Source organism: Sulfitobacter sp. 1A12056 (assembly GCF_043558125.1).
In the GTDB taxonomy this organism is placed as follows: domain Bacteria; phylum Pseudomonadota; class Alphaproteobacteria; order Rhodobacterales; family Rhodobacteraceae; genus Sulfitobacter; species Sulfitobacter faviae.
In genome coordinates this window covers 78925-93064 of sequence record NZ_JBIFFY010000008.1, presented here as the reverse complement: position 1 = coordinate 93064, position 14140 = coordinate 78925, and the positions used below count along the sequence as shown (strand labels likewise).

General features: G+C 60.8%; 17 protein-coding genes and 2 pseudogenes. 8 read left to right on the top strand and 11 right to left on the bottom strand.

Features of this window, described 5'->3' with window-relative positions; translation table 11 throughout:
• Nucleotides 1-2: 2 nt before the first annotated feature.
• Genes ACGYLD_RS14630 through ACGYLD_RS14605 form a run of 6 tightly spaced genes read right to left on the bottom strand, consistent with a single transcriptional unit; the run spans nt 3 to nt 4140 of the window.
• Nucleotides 3-1376, bottom strand: a complete 1374-nt coding sequence (locus ACGYLD_RS14630; RefSeq protein ID WP_271690352.1) for a M23 family metallopeptidase — start codon at nt 1374-1376, stop codon at nt 3-5.
• Nucleotides 1373-1999, bottom strand: coding sequence for an SCO family protein (locus ACGYLD_RS14625; protein ID WP_394402957.1), 627 nt, complete (start codon nt 1997-1999; stop codon nt 1373-1375). The genes ACGYLD_RS14630 and ACGYLD_RS14625 overlap by 4 nt, the downstream gene beginning before the upstream one ends.
• The gene (locus ACGYLD_RS14620) at nt 1999-2466 is read right to left on the bottom strand and encodes a copper chaperone PCu(A)C (RefSeq protein ID WP_088635912.1); all 468 of its coding nucleotides are present in this window, start codon (nt 2464-2466) and stop codon (nt 1999-2001) included. Before ACGYLD_RS14620 ends, ACGYLD_RS14625 begins: the two co-directional genes overlap by 1 nt.
• Before the next feature lie 29 nt (nt 2467-2495).
• Nucleotides 2496-3149: a thioredoxin domain-containing protein gene (locus tag ACGYLD_RS14615; RefSeq protein ID WP_088635911.1), complete on the bottom strand. Its 654-nt coding sequence runs from the start codon at nt 3147-3149 to the stop codon at nt 2496-2498.
• Nucleotides 3146-3568 carry a disulfide bond formation protein B gene (locus tag ACGYLD_RS14610; RefSeq protein WP_088635910.1) on the bottom strand — a complete coding sequence of 141 codons (423 nt, stop codon included), beginning with the start codon at nt 3566-3568 and terminating at the stop codon, nt 3146-3148. The genes ACGYLD_RS14615 and ACGYLD_RS14610 overlap by 4 nt, the downstream gene beginning before the upstream one ends.
• A 5-nt stretch (nt 3569-3573) precedes the next feature.
• Nucleotides 3574-4140, bottom strand: a complete 567-nt coding sequence (locus tag ACGYLD_RS14605) for an SCO family protein (RefSeq protein ID WP_088635930.1) — start codon at nt 4138-4140, stop codon at nt 3574-3576.
• A gap of 207 nt (nt 4141-4347) precedes the next feature.
• On the opposite strand from ACGYLD_RS14605, the gene ACGYLD_RS14600 reads away from it, so the two are divergent.
• From ACGYLD_RS14600 to ACGYLD_RS14570, 7 genes and pseudogenes are all read left to right on the top strand, one after another.
• A complete protein-coding gene (locus ACGYLD_RS14600) occupies nt 4348-4776 on the top strand; it encodes a helix-turn-helix domain-containing protein (protein ID WP_013959865.1) in 429 nt (142 codons plus the stop codon).
• A gap of 103 nt (nt 4777-4879) precedes the next feature.
• Nucleotides 4880-5458, top strand: coding sequence for a cation transporter (locus tag ACGYLD_RS14595; RefSeq protein ID WP_271690428.1), 579 nt, complete (start codon nt 4880-4882; stop codon nt 5456-5458).
• Between the two features lie 165 nt (nt 5459-5623).
• The gene (locus ACGYLD_RS14590; RefSeq protein ID WP_276154111.1) at nt 5624-5959 is read left to right on the top strand and encodes a transposase; all 336 of its coding nucleotides are present in this window, start codon (nt 5624-5626) and stop codon (nt 5957-5959) included.
• Between the two features lie 67 nt (nt 5960-6026).
• Complete coding sequence (gene tnpB, locus ACGYLD_RS14585; RefSeq protein ID WP_271690354.1) at nt 6027-6380, top strand: IS66 family insertion sequence element accessory protein TnpB; 354 nt, start codon at nt 6027-6029, stop codon at nt 6378-6380.
• A gap of 54 nt (nt 6381-6434) precedes the next feature.
• A complete protein-coding gene (tnpC, locus tag ACGYLD_RS14580; protein WP_271690355.1) occupies nt 6435-7985 on the top strand; it encodes an IS66 family transposase in 1551 nt (516 codons plus the stop codon).
• A gap of 51 nt (nt 7986-8036) precedes the next feature.
• Nucleotides 8037-8792 (top strand): transglutaminase family protein, encoded by a 756-nt coding sequence (locus ACGYLD_RS14575; protein WP_100161091.1) that lies wholly within the window; start codon nt 8037-8039, stop codon nt 8790-8792.
• Nucleotides 8782-9738 (top strand): annotated as a pseudogene (locus ACGYLD_RS14570) (cation diffusion facilitator family transporter). Before ACGYLD_RS14575 ends, ACGYLD_RS14570 begins: the two are co-directional and overlap by 11 nt.
• A 151-nt stretch (nt 9739-9889) precedes the next feature.
• Here the strand turns inward: ACGYLD_RS14570 and ACGYLD_RS14565 are convergent.
• From ACGYLD_RS14565 to ACGYLD_RS14550, 4 genes and pseudogenes are all read right to left on the bottom strand, one after another.
• Complete coding sequence (locus tag ACGYLD_RS14565; protein ID WP_346348277.1) at nt 9890-11038, bottom strand: multicopper oxidase domain-containing protein; 1149 nt, start codon at nt 11036-11038, stop codon at nt 9890-9892.
• Nucleotides 11039-11064: 26 nt separating this feature from the next.
• A complete protein-coding gene (locus ACGYLD_RS14560) occupies nt 11065-11178 on the bottom strand; it encodes a multicopper oxidase domain-containing protein (protein ID WP_233152357.1) in 114 nt (37 codons plus the stop codon).
• A 52-nt stretch (nt 11179-11230) separates the two neighbouring features.
• A pseudogene (locus ACGYLD_RS14555) lies at nt 11231-11356 on the bottom strand (multicopper oxidase domain-containing protein); the annotation flags it as partial.
• Nucleotides 11357-11611: 255 nt separating this feature from the next.
• Nucleotides 11612-12343: a DUF3047 domain-containing protein gene (locus tag ACGYLD_RS14550; protein ID WP_236629003.1), complete on the bottom strand. Its 732-nt coding sequence runs from the start codon at nt 12341-12343 to the stop codon at nt 11612-11614.
• A 393-nt stretch (nt 12344-12736) separates the two neighbouring features.
• Here ACGYLD_RS14550 and lgt point away from each other — a divergent pair, with 393 nt between their 5' ends.
• Nucleotides 12737-13666 carry a prolipoprotein diacylglyceryl transferase gene (gene lgt, locus ACGYLD_RS14545; RefSeq protein ID WP_050672452.1) on the top strand — a complete coding sequence of 310 codons (930 nt, stop codon included), beginning with the start codon at nt 12737-12739 and terminating at the stop codon, nt 13664-13666.
• A 69-nt stretch (nt 13667-13735) separates the two neighbouring features.
• Here lgt and ACGYLD_RS14540 read toward each other — a convergent pair whose 3' ends face one another.
• Nucleotides 13736-14119 (bottom strand): hypothetical protein, encoded by a 384-nt coding sequence (locus tag ACGYLD_RS14540; protein ID WP_009824461.1) that lies wholly within the window; start codon nt 14117-14119, stop codon nt 13736-13738.
• Nucleotides 14120-14140 lie beyond the last annotated feature (21 nt).

The window sequence follows — 14140 nt, the reverse complement described above, 5'->3', positions numbered from 1 at the left end:
GGTCAGAGCCTTTCGGTTGTCGTTTTGGCAATCTCGCTGCCGAGGTTTTCATTCAGAAGCGCGCGCGCCTCGGCCAGACGCGAGAGCGCGGCGGTATCATCCGCTTCGCTCTCGGCTGCTTCGGCGAGCCGGTCGTCAGTGAGGGGGTCAGTCGGGCGCCCATCCACGAGGACTTCGTAGTGCAGGTTCGGACCTGTCGCCGTGCCAGTCGCGCCGACGCGGCCGATCACATCTCCCGCCGCAACGCGTTGGCCTTGTGCCAGGTCTTCCGGCACGGCGCTCAGATGCGCGTAGCGCGTCATGGTGTCGGAGCCGTGCGAGATTTCGACCACACGGCCATAGCCACCGCGCCAGCCAATGAAACTAACCCGCCCCGGTGCCGTCGATTGAACCGGTGTCCCACGTGCCGCTGCGAAATCGACGCCGGTGTGCATCCGGACGTTGCCAAAGACCGGATGCGTGCGGCGTCCGAACACCGAGCTGAGGCGCGCACCCTCGACCGGCTGTGCGAAGACGCGCAGCACCTCGCCATCGACGTAGATCGTCGCCTGACCGCTGCCGTCGTCCGGCCATACGATCTCGTAAAGCGAACCGCCGACCTCCAGTGCGGCGAAGGCGAGTTCGGGCTGTCCGATCCTGTCCTCTCCGACCCGCGCCTCACGCCAGAGAAGCCTTAGTGTTTCGCCACCGGCCATCTCGCGGCGGAAATCCACGGTCCCACCCAGCATCTGCGCAAGGTCCACGGAAAAACGGGCGGGTATGCCGGCTTCGTCGAGTGCCGCGAAGATCGAGCTGTCGATCACGGCTTCGCCGGCAAGGGTTACGATCTCCGGATCCGGAGCCACGACCTGTGTGGACAACTGCTCGCCGAAAACCACCTCGATCCGAACCCCGTCCTCGACGGCGAGTGAGACGGTGCGGGGGCTGCCGTCCACGGTCGAAGCGACAGTGACCGAGTGCCCCGGCCGCAGCCGTCGCAGATCGTATTCCGCACCAAGCGCGAGGGCAACTTCGGCTCTGTCAGGTGCCGCAAGACCGGCCTCTGACAGCAAGAAATCGAGCGTTTCGCCCGGAGCAATGTCGCGCGACCACGTCGACAGGGGTGGCTCGATCGCTTGCACCGGCCTGTCGGCAAACGCGGCCTGCAGAAGGGGCAGCGGGCTGAGGTCGGGTGCATCGTCTGCCCATGCCGCCGCGGGCAACGTCACGGGGATGTCAACGTTCTGGGGGGCTTCAGGACCTTGGGGCATCCAGCTACCTGCCTGGGCAAGTTCCGGCGGCACGGGTTCTTTCGACATGGAATCAGAGATGGCGATAGCCGCTCCCGAAACCGTCCCCGCAATTGCGACACAAGCCGCCAAAGATCTGAGCCTCATGTCGCCCCCTCCATTTCTTCTTCCAGCGCGCGGCGGATCTTCGGCACCGCGAATTCTTTGGGCTCGTGATAGTCGATCATGGTGACGAATCGCCCAGAGGCTGCGAACAGGAAGACGCTCGCGGTGTGGTTCATCGTGTAATCGCCGCTCTCCGCCGGTACTCGCTCGTAGGTGGCGCGGAAGCCGTCCGCGACGCGCGCTATCTGCTCTTCCGGTCCCGTCCAGCCACGTATCCCAGGATGGAAGTAGCCGACATATTCCGCCATCGCCTCGACGGTATCGCGCTCGGGGTCGACCGTAATGAAGACCACGTTCATCTCGTCGGCCTCGTCTCCCAGATCGTCGAGCCATCCCGAAATGTCCGAGAGCGTGGTCGGGCAGACATCGGGACAGTAGGTGAAGCCGAAGAACACCATCGTCGGGCTACCGATCAGGGTTTCCGGCCCGACCGCGTTGCCCTCATGATCCGTCAGACGGAAATCCATCTCGGTCAGGGCCATAGGCCGCTGCCCGACAGGTTCGGGTCCACCGGGTCCATCGACCTGCCACCAACCGACGAAGAGCATCAGGGCGACCGCCCCGACACCAGCCGCGCCGTACCCCAGGATCGCCCGTCGCCGCATCAGTCCTCCGGCCCTCGCGCGGCGATGCCGAGGATCGGCACATGGACCGTCACTTCGCCTCCGTCGTCGAAAAGCAGGGTCAGCGGAAAGGTGTCCCCTTCCGTCATCGGTTCTTTCAGCCGCATCAGCATCGCGTGCAGGCCGCCCGGCTCGAGCGCGACGCTTTCGCCAGGGGCGATCGCGATCTCCCCCGCCGGGCTCATGGAACTCACACCTTCGGCATTGGTCTTCGTCTCGTGAATTTCGGGCATCATCGCGAGCGGTGTTGTAAGGCCGATCAGCGTCACCGGTTCGTCGCCAGTGTTGCGGATCGCCATGTAGGCGGCCCCGGGGCGGTTCATCCCGATGGAGGCGCGGGACCACGCGTTCTCGACGACAACATCCTCTGGTCCGGCCAGCGCGGGCACTGAGAGCCCTCCAAAGGTCAAAAGCACGGCCAGTGTGCCGGTCAAAATATACTTTTTCATCGTTCTGATCCTGCCCTTTCCATTCAGCTTTACGCGGCAGCGACTTCGGCAGCCACCAATCGCCGCAGTTCTGCCTCCCCGAACGGATCGAGCGGCTTGCCGTTCACGAAGAATGTGGGCGTCTGGCGAATTCCCACGGTCTCGACGTCAGCACGATCCTGGTTCAGGATCGCCACGACATCGGGTGCCAGCATTTGCGTGCGCGCGGCCTCGGCATCGAGTCCGGCCGTGGCGGCGATTTGAAGGATCAGACCAGGCTCCGGGGCACCGTGCGACGCCCATCTCGGCTGTTCCCGCAAAACGGCCTCGAGCACCGGCACGTAAATGTCCTGCATGCGCGCCGCCTCGAGCACGCGGATCGCTTCCTCGGATGCCGCGCCGTGGAAGGGCGTGTAGCGGATCACGACGCGGACAGCATCCCCATGCTCGGCCATGATGTCCTTCACGATGGGATGAAAGGCGCGACAGGCCTCGCAGGCCGGATCGAAGAATTCGACGATCGTGACGGGCGCTTCCGCAGGCCCGAGGATGGGCGAGTAGGGGCGGATCATCGCGTCCGCGAGTTCCGGCGCAACAGGCTCCGCTTCGGCCACCGGGCCGGGGCGGGTTGCAAACCAGGTGGCTCCGCCGAAACCGGCGACGCCGAGGGCGAGAACGGACAGGATCAGGCCGCGTCGGTTCATGTTCGTGTGTCCTTCAATGAAAGGGCCGAAAGCGCCCCGATCAGCGCGAAGGCGGCGAGCGCCATCAGCGGGATAGGGATGCCTAAGACCAGTTGGTTGTCATCGGTGCAAGAGGGGCCGGTCGCCGTGCAGGGCTGGATGCGTTCGGGAACAAGACCGACGTACAGTCCCATGTGCCACAGGGCGACTGCGCCGCCGCCAAGCGCCAATGCGATGCCATAGCGCCCCACGCGGCCGTCCCGCCACCAAAGGCCCAGCCCGAGGATAATGGCCAAGGGGAACATGAAGGCGCGCTGGAACCAGCACAGCACACAGGGCGTCTGCCCCAGCACCTCGCCGATGAAAAGCACGGCAAGCGAGGCGACGAGCGCGATGATCCACGCCAGCCCGAGGGCTGTTTCTCCGGACATACGGTTCATGTCGGTCAGATCCTCTCTTCCAGGTCGGCGAGGATCTCTTCGGCGGAGGTGCCGTAGGGCCACGAGTCGGCGAAGCCCGCGTCGGGATCGAAGAGGAACAGATGCGACGTGTGGCCCATCGTGTAACCATCCGGCGCCGCAGCCTCTTCGACGCGTTCGAAGAAGATCGGAAAGGTCTCGGATGTGGCGGCGATCTGTTCCGGCATGCCGGTCAGCCCGATGATGCCCGCATCGAACAGCGGGACGTATTCGGCGAGTGCTGCGGGCGTGTCTCGTTCAGGGTCGATTGTTATGAAAATCGGCTGGACCTTGGCGGCATCGTCGCCCAGACCGTCCATCACCGCCGCGACCTCGGATAGGGTCGTCGGGCAGACGTCGGGGCAGTTGGTAAAGCCGAAAAAAACCAGCATCCAGCGCCCCGCAAAGTCCTCCTCGGTTCGAACCATACCCTGGTGGTCCGTCAGTTCGAACTCAGCGAAAAAAGGCGGTTCGGCGTCGGTTCGGGCGCTATCGGAACGATAGTCGGACCAGAGCAGAAGCCACACGAAGGCAAGCGCTGCCACGCCTGCCAAAACCCAAAGAAACTTCTGTGCCGATGTAAGGGACAATCCTGTTCGCCTGATTTTGATTCTTATTGCCTGTGCGGATACATCCTCTAGCCGCTAGAGGTTCAAGCACGAAATCATGGTATAGCTTGAACTCACGCGTCTGTGAATCCGACACTTGTTTATTCCGACGGCAAAACCTACACAGACTGTATCTTTTTCATGGAGGCGAAAATGCTCACGATCGGTACTCTGTCAAAGAAGACTGGCACAAAAGTGCAGACCATCCGGTACTACGAACAGATCGGACTCATGCCCGAACCTGGCAGGACCGAAGGCGGACAGAGGCGCTACGACAATGCACAGCTTGATCGACTGTCCTTCATCCGCCACTCGCGACAACTCGGTTTCTCGCTCGATGCGATCCGCGAGCTGCTCGACCTCAGCGACCATCCCAACCGGCCCTGTGATGAGGCTGATGCCATCGCGCGTCGCCAGCTCAAACAGGTGGAGCAGCGCATGGCCCGCCTGAAGGCGCTGCGCACGGAACTGAAACGCATGGTTCACGAATGCAGCGGCGGGCGGACGGGAGATTGCAAGGTGCTTGAGGTGTTGCGGGACCATTCGGAATGCTTGACCGAACACGAGGAAATCGGGGCCTGAAGGAATTCAGCCAACAATCCGGCTGGAACGCAGATCAGCCGCAGAAGTTAATGTGTCGTACAACACAAGCTGGAACCACAAAATGGCCGCTAGACAAGATTCAATGGAGAGACGGACGCTTTGGATCGTTCTGGCGCTCAATATTGGTTTGGCCGTGGCCTTTTTCGCAACAGGCGCCTTCGGCGACTCAAGTGCCCTGATCGCCAACGGGCTCGATAACCTCTCCGACAGCTTCGTCTACGCGATCAGCCTTTTCGCTTTGTCCCGATCCGCCAAATGGAAACGCGGGGCGGCGAACGTTTCCGGCGGGCTGCTGATCCTGTTCGCTGCAGGCATCCTCTACGATGCGTGGCGCCGCTACATCGGTGGGTCAGATCCGCTCGGGACGATCATGATCGCCATGGCCCTGATCGCAGCAGCCATCAACGCGGTCTGCGTCTGGCTGCTCGCTAAGCTCAAAAATCCGGACGTCAACATCCGCGCGGCCAACACCTTCAGTTACAACGATTTCGCCGCGAACCTTGGGATCGTCGTGGCCGGTGGCCTCGTCGCCTGGCTAGGAACCAACTGGCCGGACCTCGTCGTCGGCGTGATTGTCGCCGAGATCGCGGCCTGGGGAGGTATCGACATTCTGCGCGACGCACACGGCGAACACCACAAAGCGGTTCACACGGACAAATAGTTGCGGGAGATTCTTTCTGAAAGAAAGGATTGAAGCTACAGTGACTATAGAAATTAGTTTTGTTCCAAGACGATTCGAGGGTAAGCGTCGTCTCGACCCCACGTTGCTGCTGATGGCTTCGGCTGCGAAGTGATCTCCATCTCATGATGGGGAGTGCGTTTCGCAATGTGCGCTACAAATTCGTTTCTCAAATCGCTGGGCGTCGAGATCTACGCGTCGGGTCATCGTCGGTGGCCGGATGAAGCAAAGGCCTTGGCCGTCTCGATGACCCTGGAAGCTGGAGCGACTGTAAATGCCGTAGCGGAGCGGTTTGGCATTCTGCCCAATCAACTTTCGGCGTGGCGACGAGAGGCCAAACAGGGCAAGCTGGTGCTGCCTGCAGCCGAAGTCGAGGAACCTGTCTTTGCGCCGCTCGTCGTCTGCGAGGTCGCCGAGGAGGAAGCGCGTCCGGAGGTAACATCGCAGGCGGCCCCGATCAGGATCATTCGGGGGCTGTTGTGATCGAACTGGCGCATGACATGCCCGTCGCCCGGGTCGCTGAGATCGTCCACGCGCTCGAGGCGCATCCATGCTGATGCCCTCGCAGGGTGTGCGGATTCTGGTGGCGACGAAGCCGGTCGACTTCCGCAAAAGCCATGACGGCCTCGCGGCCCTGGTCCAGTCTACTCTGGCGGAAGATCCGTTTACCGGAACGGTCTTCGTCTTCCGCTCGAAGCGCGCCGACCGAATGAAGATCCTATTCTGGGACGGCAGCGGGCTCGTGATGGCCTACAAGCGGCTGGAAGAAAGCACTTTCACCTGGCCTGCGATCAGGGATGGGGCCATGACGCTGAACCGGGCACAGTTCGAGGCCCTGTTTGCCGGCCTGGACTGGCGCCGTGTGCGATCGCTGGAGGTGCGCAGACCAGCTGTGGCAGAGTGACTCGCCCCAGGGAATGATAGGGCATCGACGCATTTGGCGCGGTATAATCTGCGCATGTCCAACGCCCCGCCCATCGACCTGTCCGCGATCCCCGAGAGCCAGCGCGCCGCCGTTCTGGCGCTGCTGCAGGAGAATGGTGCGCTGAAGGACGCAAACCGGCGCCTCGAGCATCTCGTCGCCGAGTTGAACCATGTCGTGCATGGCAAACGGTCCGAGAAGCTGAGCGAAGACGACCGGCAGCTGGCCTTCGAAGACCTGGAAACCGCCGTCACGGAGGTCGAGGCCCGCAAGGAGCAGGCCGCGCCATCCACCACGACGCCGCGCCGGAGACGGCAGCGCAATCTCGGCCATCTGCCCGCTGATCTGCCGCGCATCGAACGTGTCATCGAACCGGCGAGCCTTGAGTGCCCGTGTGGGTGCGGCCGCATGCACCGGATCGGCGAGGATCGGACCGAGCGGCTGGACATCGTGCCCGCGCAGCTTCGGGTGCTGGTCGACATCCGGCCGAAGTATGCCTGCGGCATCTGCTCGGATGGGGTCATTCAGGCTGTCGCCGCACCCCGGCTGATTGAAGGCGGGCTGCCGACCGAAGGGTCCATCGCACATGTCCTGGTGTCCAAGTTCGCGGACCACCTGCCGTTTTACAGACAGAGCCAGATCCTTGCCCGCTCCGGCATCCAGATCGATCGCAGCACCTTGGCGGACTGGGCTGGCACAGCGGCCTTCCACCTCGGCCCCGTGGTCGACAGGCTAACCGAGCATCTCAAGTCCTCCGGCAAGTTGTTCATGGACGAGACGACCGCCCCGGTGTTGGATCCGGGCCGTGGCCGAACCAAGACCGGCTACCTCTGGGCGCTTGCCCGGGATGATCGTGGATGGGGCGGCGATGACCCGCCCGGCGTGGTCTTCACCTATCGTCCAAGCCGTGCTGGCGCCCATGCCGAGCAGATCCTGCAGGGCTTCGACGGCATCCTGCAACTGGATGGCTATACCGGTTACGATCGACTGACGCGCCCCTCCCGCAAGGGCGGCGCGCCGATCACGGTGGCCCACTGCTGGGCGCATGCGCGGCGCAAGCTGAAGGAGGTCTTCGACCGCGACGGCTCGGAAATCGCCGCCGAGGGCCTGCGCCGGATCGCTGAGCTCTACCGCATCGAGCTCGAGATCCGGGGCATGGGCCCGGGCCAACGTCTGTCGGCCCGTCAGGCCCGCAGCGCGCCCCTCGTGGCCGAGTTCGGTGATTGGCTGCAGGCACAGCGTCTGCGTATCTCGGTTAAGTCGCGCCTCGGCGAGAAACTGACCTACATCCACCGCCAGTGGGGCGGCCTGCAGACCTTCCTCCACGACGGCCGCGTCGAGATGGACTCCAACGCCGTCGAAAACCTGATCCGCCCGATCGCCCTGACAAGAAAGAACGCACTCTTCGCCGGCCACGACGAGGGCGGCCGCACCTGGGCCCGCATCGCCTCCCTGATCGCCACCGCGAAGATCAACGGCGTGGAGCCCTTCGCCTACCTCGAGGCGACCCTCGAAGCGATCACCGCCGGTCACCCCGCCAGCAGGATCGACGAGCTGATGCCCTGGAACTTCACCACGTCAAGCTGATCCCGCGTGGGGCGCAGACAGCGCTTACATTCGAGGAGCGACCCGTTGCATATGACCGACCCCCTACTTGTACCCACCAAACTACTGGATTTTGATGCCGCGCCTCTTGCGCATCTAATTGAGAACCGCAGCTGGCGCGGCTTATCCGAATACGATCGGATCGGAGCTGCCTATGATTTCGTTCGGAATGAAATCGCGTTCGGATACAATCGAGCTGACGACATCCCCGCATCGGAAGTGCTTTCCGACGGCTACGGGCAGTGCAATACCAAAGGCACGCTCTTGATGGCGCTGCTGCGTGGTGTCGGCATTCGTTGCCGGTTGCATGGGTTTACGATCCATAAAGGCTTGCAGCGCGGTGTTGTACCTGAGCTGGTGTATCCGCTTGCTCCGCAGGAAATTCTCCACTCATGGGTCGAGATCGAATTTCAAGGTGCCTGGATCAACCTTGAAGGCTTCATCCTGGATGACGCTTTCCTCAAAGTCCTGCAAACGTCTTTCTCGGACACGGACAGTCTCTGCGGTTATGGCGCGGGCACGGATTGCCTTGGCGCGCCTCCCGTCGCCTGGAACGGAGAAGATACCTACATTCAGAAAACCGGCATCGTGCAGGATTTCGGCGTGTTTGATACGCCGGACGCCTTCTATTTTTCCCATGAGCAATCCTTTGGATGGCTGCGTGGTGCCCTTTACCGTCATATCATACGCCACTGGATGAATGCGCGCGTTCGTGGTTTCCGCAGCGACCGCCTCAAGACTGACCGACGCGCGACACACGCGCATGAGGAGCCTGCCAATGCTACATGACCACGGGCACGCGCATATCGATCCGGATTCTGGCGATCGGCGGGTTGCCATCGCGATCTGGGCGAACGGGCTTCTTACCGTTGCGCAAATCGTCGGGGGCATATTGTCGGGCAGCCTGGCACTGATCGCCGATGCGCTGCACAACTTTTCCGATATGGCTTCGCTTGTCATTGCCTTCGCCGCACGCAAGATCGCGCGCCGCCCAGCCGATGAGCGCATGACCTTCGGCTATGGTCGGGTCGAAATCGTCGCAGCCCTGGTTAACTACACCACCCTGATTTTGATCGGCTTCTAACTGATCTACGAAGGTGGCATGCGCATGATTGATCCACCCGAAGTCATGGGTTGGACCGTCGTCATTCTCGGTGGAATTGCGCTTGTGGTCGACACGCTGACCGCAATGCTGACCTATTCGATGCAGAAGGGCAGCGTGAACATCCGCGCGCTTTTCCTGCATAACCTGTCGGACGCGCTTGCTTCGGTCGCGGTTATCGTCGCTGGGTCGCTGATCATCCTTTACGACATGCGTTGGGTCGATCCTGCCATCACCATCGGCATCGCCATCTACATCCTGTATCTGTCTTTCACTGAAATAGGCGGCCCAATCCGAACCCTGATGCTCGGGAGCCCGCCGGACATCGACAACGAGGCCGTCGTCGAAGCGATGCGGAAAGTCGAAGGCGTCGCCGACGTCCACCACGTCCATCTCTGGCAAATGCAAGAGCACGAGGCTGCGCTCGACTGCCATGTCGTCGTGGCAGCCGAGGGGTGGTCGAAGATTGAAGAGATCAAGAGCGCGATCAAGAAGCGGCTGAAGGGAGAATTCGGCATCAGCCATTCCAGCCTCGAATTCGAGCACGAGGATCGCGCTCATCAGAACGCCGATCTCTATGGTCACGGTAATTCGAGAGATGGGGAGGAAACTCATACTCACGAAAAAAGCTGACCGAGCATGAGGATATCATTTCCTCATTTGCGACGGCAAGTTGACGTCGACCAACGTCAAGTGGACTGATGAACCTTTGCATGAGCAACTGGCTGCGAAGGGCAGTAGGGAAGGTCTGAGGCGGATACACTACAGGGGTATCACGTCCAAGTTACAGAATGTCACTTGACCTCCCCTTGCTGGAAGGTTGTAGCAGTAACTGTATGACCTGCGTTTTTCGCCTTGTTTTGATTCTCATGCTGACCTTCGGTGCAGTGACTGCGCCGGATATGTCGTCGGCCAGTATGTCAATCACGGCTATGGCGCAGATGGAACCCACCGAAAGCGCGGATGGCCGTTGCGGCGGGTGCGATCCCACCGGATTTGCTGAGGGCACTGCCTGTGAAGGTGGGTGTCCTGTTCCTTGCGCCTCCAGCGGTACTTCTGGCCTCCTTGCCAAGATGCCGTCAGCGCGGCTCACGAGGCCTTTTGGTACTGCCGTCCGGGGTGCCGAACCTCTGATCTCACTCGGCACGAATCCGTCGCTTGATCCATTCCCTCCCAAACTGCCTGTCTGAATCGTCATCGTCTCGCCCGGCGCTACGAGGGTCGTGTCGCGAAGGTGGGTTCGCGCACCATTCTGATCGGTTTCCCAGAAATGGTGGCCATGCAGGTGGATACCGTGCGGAAAAGCAGTGTCGTTCACCATCCGCACCTGCACTGCTTCATCACGTCTTGCCGAAATCAGCGGTTTGTTCGGCAGACCGCTCACGTCGTTGAAGGCCCAGCCCCCGAACCCGCCGTGCGCGCCGTCCCCGGCACCGCCTTGCATGAAGAGATCTGCCGTTTGCGTGATCTCTCCGGGCGCGGGCACGAGGTTCGCGGGGAGGGGAGCTATCGGCGCAGACCGGATTTGTCGCTGACCGTTCAACATAATGCCCCCCAGTTCCTCGCCACCCGAAGGCACGGTTTCTCTTAGGATCACATCACCCGTCACATCTGCGATGATGTCGATGCGCTGCGCCGGTGCGAGTTTTAGATTGCCCAGCGAAACCAGCTCGGGCAGCGGCATCCCGTCATAGGCCACACAAAAGCCCGTCAGCCCGTCGATACGTATCTCGAAAATGCGATCCGGTGTCGGATTGATCAGACGCAACCGGATGTGATCCCCCAGCCGCGCCTGCTCAGACGACAGGAAGGTGGTCATCAAGTTCCCCAGCCTACCTGCTGTTATGAAATCAGCGCGGTCGAATTCCATGTCGAACTGGCCGGTGTCATCAAGCCGAATGTCGAAGAGGATGGCCGTGATGTCCTGATCCACGTCTGGCGGGGCAGGTTCTTCGACGATCAGGGGCCGAACAGTCCGCGGGCGACCTGTTCGTAGGAAAGGTAGTGGGAGTGATACCAGTAGGTTCCGGCATCGGGAACCGGAAACCGGAAACCGGTACTCGTAACCCTCATTCGGGATGATGACATCCTGTGTCAGCACGTTTACGCCGTCCATCGCGTTGGGCAACCGAATGCCATGCCAGTGTACGAGGGTCCCTTCCTCCAGCCCGTTTTCCACCCGCGCCCGCAGAATATCGTTCTGGCGCTGTCTGATTTCGGGGCCGGGACAGGTGCCATTGAATCCAAGCATTGCAATGTCCCGCGACCCGATCCGGGTGAAGGCCGGGCGTCAGGGTGACAGGCACCGAAGCCGCACTCAGGGGCAGGGGGAGCGTGGCTGCGCCAAGCGCAACCATCATCTGAAGACGCTTAAGCATGGGTTTCCGTGTATTCCGTTTCTGGGGCCTGCAACCCACATCCCCCACCGTTGCGGAAGGGCGTCCCGGCGAGATATATTGATACATTGCAGATCGGCGCCCAGGTTTGGCGGAATACCGGAGAGCACCTAACGTATCTGCAGGTCCTGAATGGCCGCAAGGATCTTTCCGTCGGTATCATCGCTGTCGGCTGTCACCGCAAGACCGACCAGAACCTTTGGCATGTCCCCGAACGCACGCACGAAATCGCGATCCAGGTTCACATTCTCGGTGAAGTTGCCGGTTTGCGCCGTTTGCAGAATTTTCGATTTGAGACCCGTCGAGTAGGGGCTGTTCAGCAATGCGCCTTTCGCATGATTGCCACCCCAGACATAAACCAGCGCCCGCGTATTGGGATCACGCAGCAATTTGCGCGCCGTTGTTCGGCCAAGCGTGCTTGCGGTCTGCGGATCGACGAATATGAAGTACAAAGCAAGATTGCGATCATCGCCGCCGCGCCGTGTGAGGTCGGTTCCCTTAACACCCTGCGTGACGGACCATTCCCACATTGCTGCCTTTGCGGTGCCAAGGGCTGCGCTGACCGGACGCCAGAGAACCGAAACCGTGCCATCGGAAATCACGTCCAGCCGCCGACCTTGCAGGCCGTACTCGTTCGAAAAGAGCCGCAAGAGGCCCTGTTCTTTCCAGCTTCCATCGAATGGAATTGTCTTTCCTTGCGCATAGAGGGGCGGGGCGTTTGCAGCTAATGCAACAAAAGCGATGAAAAGTGTCGCTGCGAGGGACCGTATAAACATCTGAACTCCTTTTGCGATGCCGCTGGTCCTGCTTTGATCCCGGTTATCACCATTATGTGCCGTCATGATCCGTTGAATTGTGCCGGGCGCGCGCAACTTCAATGAACATATCCGTGATCATAGATGTGGTTGCGCAATGGTCGTTGCAGGACGCGGGAGCGAATTCAGATCATGGAGCGCGACCTTGATCGGCTGATTTCCCGCGACGGACGGATCCAGTAGGCGGCGGAGCTTCCAACCGTTACAAACAAGTACAAAACTCATGGGATACAAGCGCCTGAACACATGGACGCGGGTGCCGATGTGCGTCATCTCTGGTTCAACGGAACCGACTCCCGCACGCAAGGATGGCACATTCACCACAGCGCTTTGGGCTGGGGACAACAGGGTTGAACGCGCCAACGTCCGTTGCGGGAAACAAAATGTGGCCTTGTGTGAAACAGGCAAAGGTAACAAAGAATGCTGACTTCGATTATCCAATTTCCTGACATCGGAACAGAGATTTTTGCCGTTGATATCGGATCGTTCCGCTTTGCCCTGCGTTGGTATGCGCTGGCCTATATTGTTGGCCTCCTTATCGGCTGGCGCATCTGTGTCGCATTGGTCCGCTCTTCGTCAGTCTGGGGGGCCGGGGCGCCGCCGCTGCAACCCAAGCAACTGGAAGACCTGCTGACATGGATCATTCTGGGCGTGATCGTGGGGGGCAGGCTGGGGTTCGTGCTTTTCTATCAACCTCAGTACTATTTTCAGAACCCCGTCGAAATCTTCATGGTCTGGCAGGGTGGTATGTCATTTCATGGCGGCTTTTTCGGCGTGGTCGTGGCCACCTTGCTTTTTTGCTATCGCAACGGCGCACCCGTTCTATCAACGGCGGATCTGCTCGCTGTTGCAACACCACCGGGTCTTTTCCTCGGTCGGCTGGCCAACTTCACCAATAACGAGCTTTGGGGCCGTCCGACCGATGTGCCCTGGGCGGTGGCATTCCCCGGCGAGGCGGCCCAGTCCTGTGCGGGCGTCGTGGGCCTGTGTGGCCGCCATCCGTCCCAGCTTTATGAGGCTCTTCTGGAGGGTATCCTGCTTGGCTCGGTCCTGATCTTTCTGGCCTGGAAACGCGGTTGGCTGCGCTTTCCCGGAAGCCTTACTGGCCTGTTCCTGGCGGGATACGGAAGCGCAAGGTTCCTTGTCGAGTTCTTCCGGCAGCCTGATATGCAGTTCGTCACGCAGGACAACCCGATTGGACATGCGGTTCATTGGGCGGGCTATGGGCTGACAATGGGCCAACTGCTGTCGTTGCCGATGATTATCCTTGGCGCGGCCCTGATCGTATGGTCCCGCAGGCGTGTGACGGTTAATTCTGCGGATCTGGTGTCGACATCAGATTCTTTGTGAATATCCGAGCGTAGTGTTGGCGAAGTGACCATTGCGGCCTGGGTCCGCATATGAGCCTTGGGCGCGTGCTCAATGATGCGGCTTGCGTCCTTTCGCAATCATCAGATGGTGCTCTTGATGATGTACACCGATTGTCATCAGACCAAAGAAACCAAGGCCCTGTATTTGTTCACCATCGCCACCCACGATCAGTGCGACACCATCCTCCATTTCTTCTGACGCAACACTCCAGCCTGTTTCACCGGCAAGGAACGGTGCATGGGCGGGAACCATTGTGTTGATGGCCGACAGGACACGCGGGCTGCCACGCACTTCGAACCGTGCCCCGTCGGGCCGCAGAATGCGGGTGACCTCTGCCTTTCGTGTCAAAAGGTCCATATCGACCAGATGGTCCCTCAGTTTGTCGATATTGACGGCGCCCCAATCGGTTTCGGGATCGGCCTGGAGCAGCACAACTATTTCGGCCAATGCGGC

Excerpts from the sequence above, each read along its gene's own strand:
- tnpB (WP_271690354.1), top strand. The coding sequence starts at position 6,027 with ATGCTGATGCCCTCGCAGGGTGTGCGGATTCTGGTGGCGACGAAGCCG.
- lgt (WP_050672452.1), top strand. The coding sequence starts at position 12,737 with ATGCTGACTTCGATTATCCAATTTCCTGACATCGGAACAGAGATTTTT.
- ACGYLD_RS14560 (WP_233152357.1), bottom strand. The coding sequence starts at position 11,178 with ATGAGGGTTACGAGTACCGGTTTCCGGTTTCCGGTTCCCGATGCCGGA.
- ACGYLD_RS14600 (WP_013959865.1), top strand. The coding sequence starts at position 4,348 with ATGCTCACGATCGGTACTCTGTCAAAGAAGACTGGCACAAAAGTGCAG.
- ACGYLD_RS14550 (WP_236629003.1), bottom strand. The coding sequence starts at position 12,343 with ATGACGGCACATAATGGTGATAACCGGGATCAAAGCAGGACCAGCGGC.
- ACGYLD_RS14625 (WP_394402957.1), bottom strand. The coding sequence starts at position 1,999 with ATGCGGCGACGGGCGATCCTGGGGTACGGCGCGGCTGGTGTCGGGGCG.
- ACGYLD_RS14630 (WP_271690352.1), bottom strand. The coding sequence starts at position 1,376 with ATGAGGCTCAGATCTTTGGCGGCTTGTGTCGCAATTGCGGGGACGGTT.
- ACGYLD_RS14595 (WP_271690428.1), top strand. The coding sequence starts at position 4,880 with ATGGAGAGACGGACGCTTTGGATCGTTCTGGCGCTCAATATTGGTTTG.
- ACGYLD_RS14620 (WP_088635912.1), bottom strand. The coding sequence starts at position 2,466 with ATGAAAAAGTATATTTTGACCGGCACACTGGCCGTGCTTTTGACCTTT.
- ACGYLD_RS14610 (WP_088635910.1), bottom strand. The coding sequence starts at position 3,568 with ATGAACCGTATGTCCGGAGAAACAGCCCTCGGGCTGGCGTGGATCATC.
- ACGYLD_RS14615 (WP_088635911.1), bottom strand. The coding sequence starts at position 3,149 with ATGAACCGACGCGGCCTGATCCTGTCCGTTCTCGCCCTCGGCGTCGCC.
- tnpC (WP_271690355.1), top strand. The coding sequence starts at position 6,435 with ATGTCCAACGCCCCGCCCATCGACCTGTCCGCGATCCCCGAGAGCCAG.
- ACGYLD_RS14590 (WP_276154111.1), top strand. The coding sequence starts at position 5,624 with ATGTGCGCTACAAATTCGTTTCTCAAATCGCTGGGCGTCGAGATCTAC.
- ACGYLD_RS14575 (WP_100161091.1), top strand. The coding sequence starts at position 8,037 with ATGACCGACCCCCTACTTGTACCCACCAAACTACTGGATTTTGATGCC.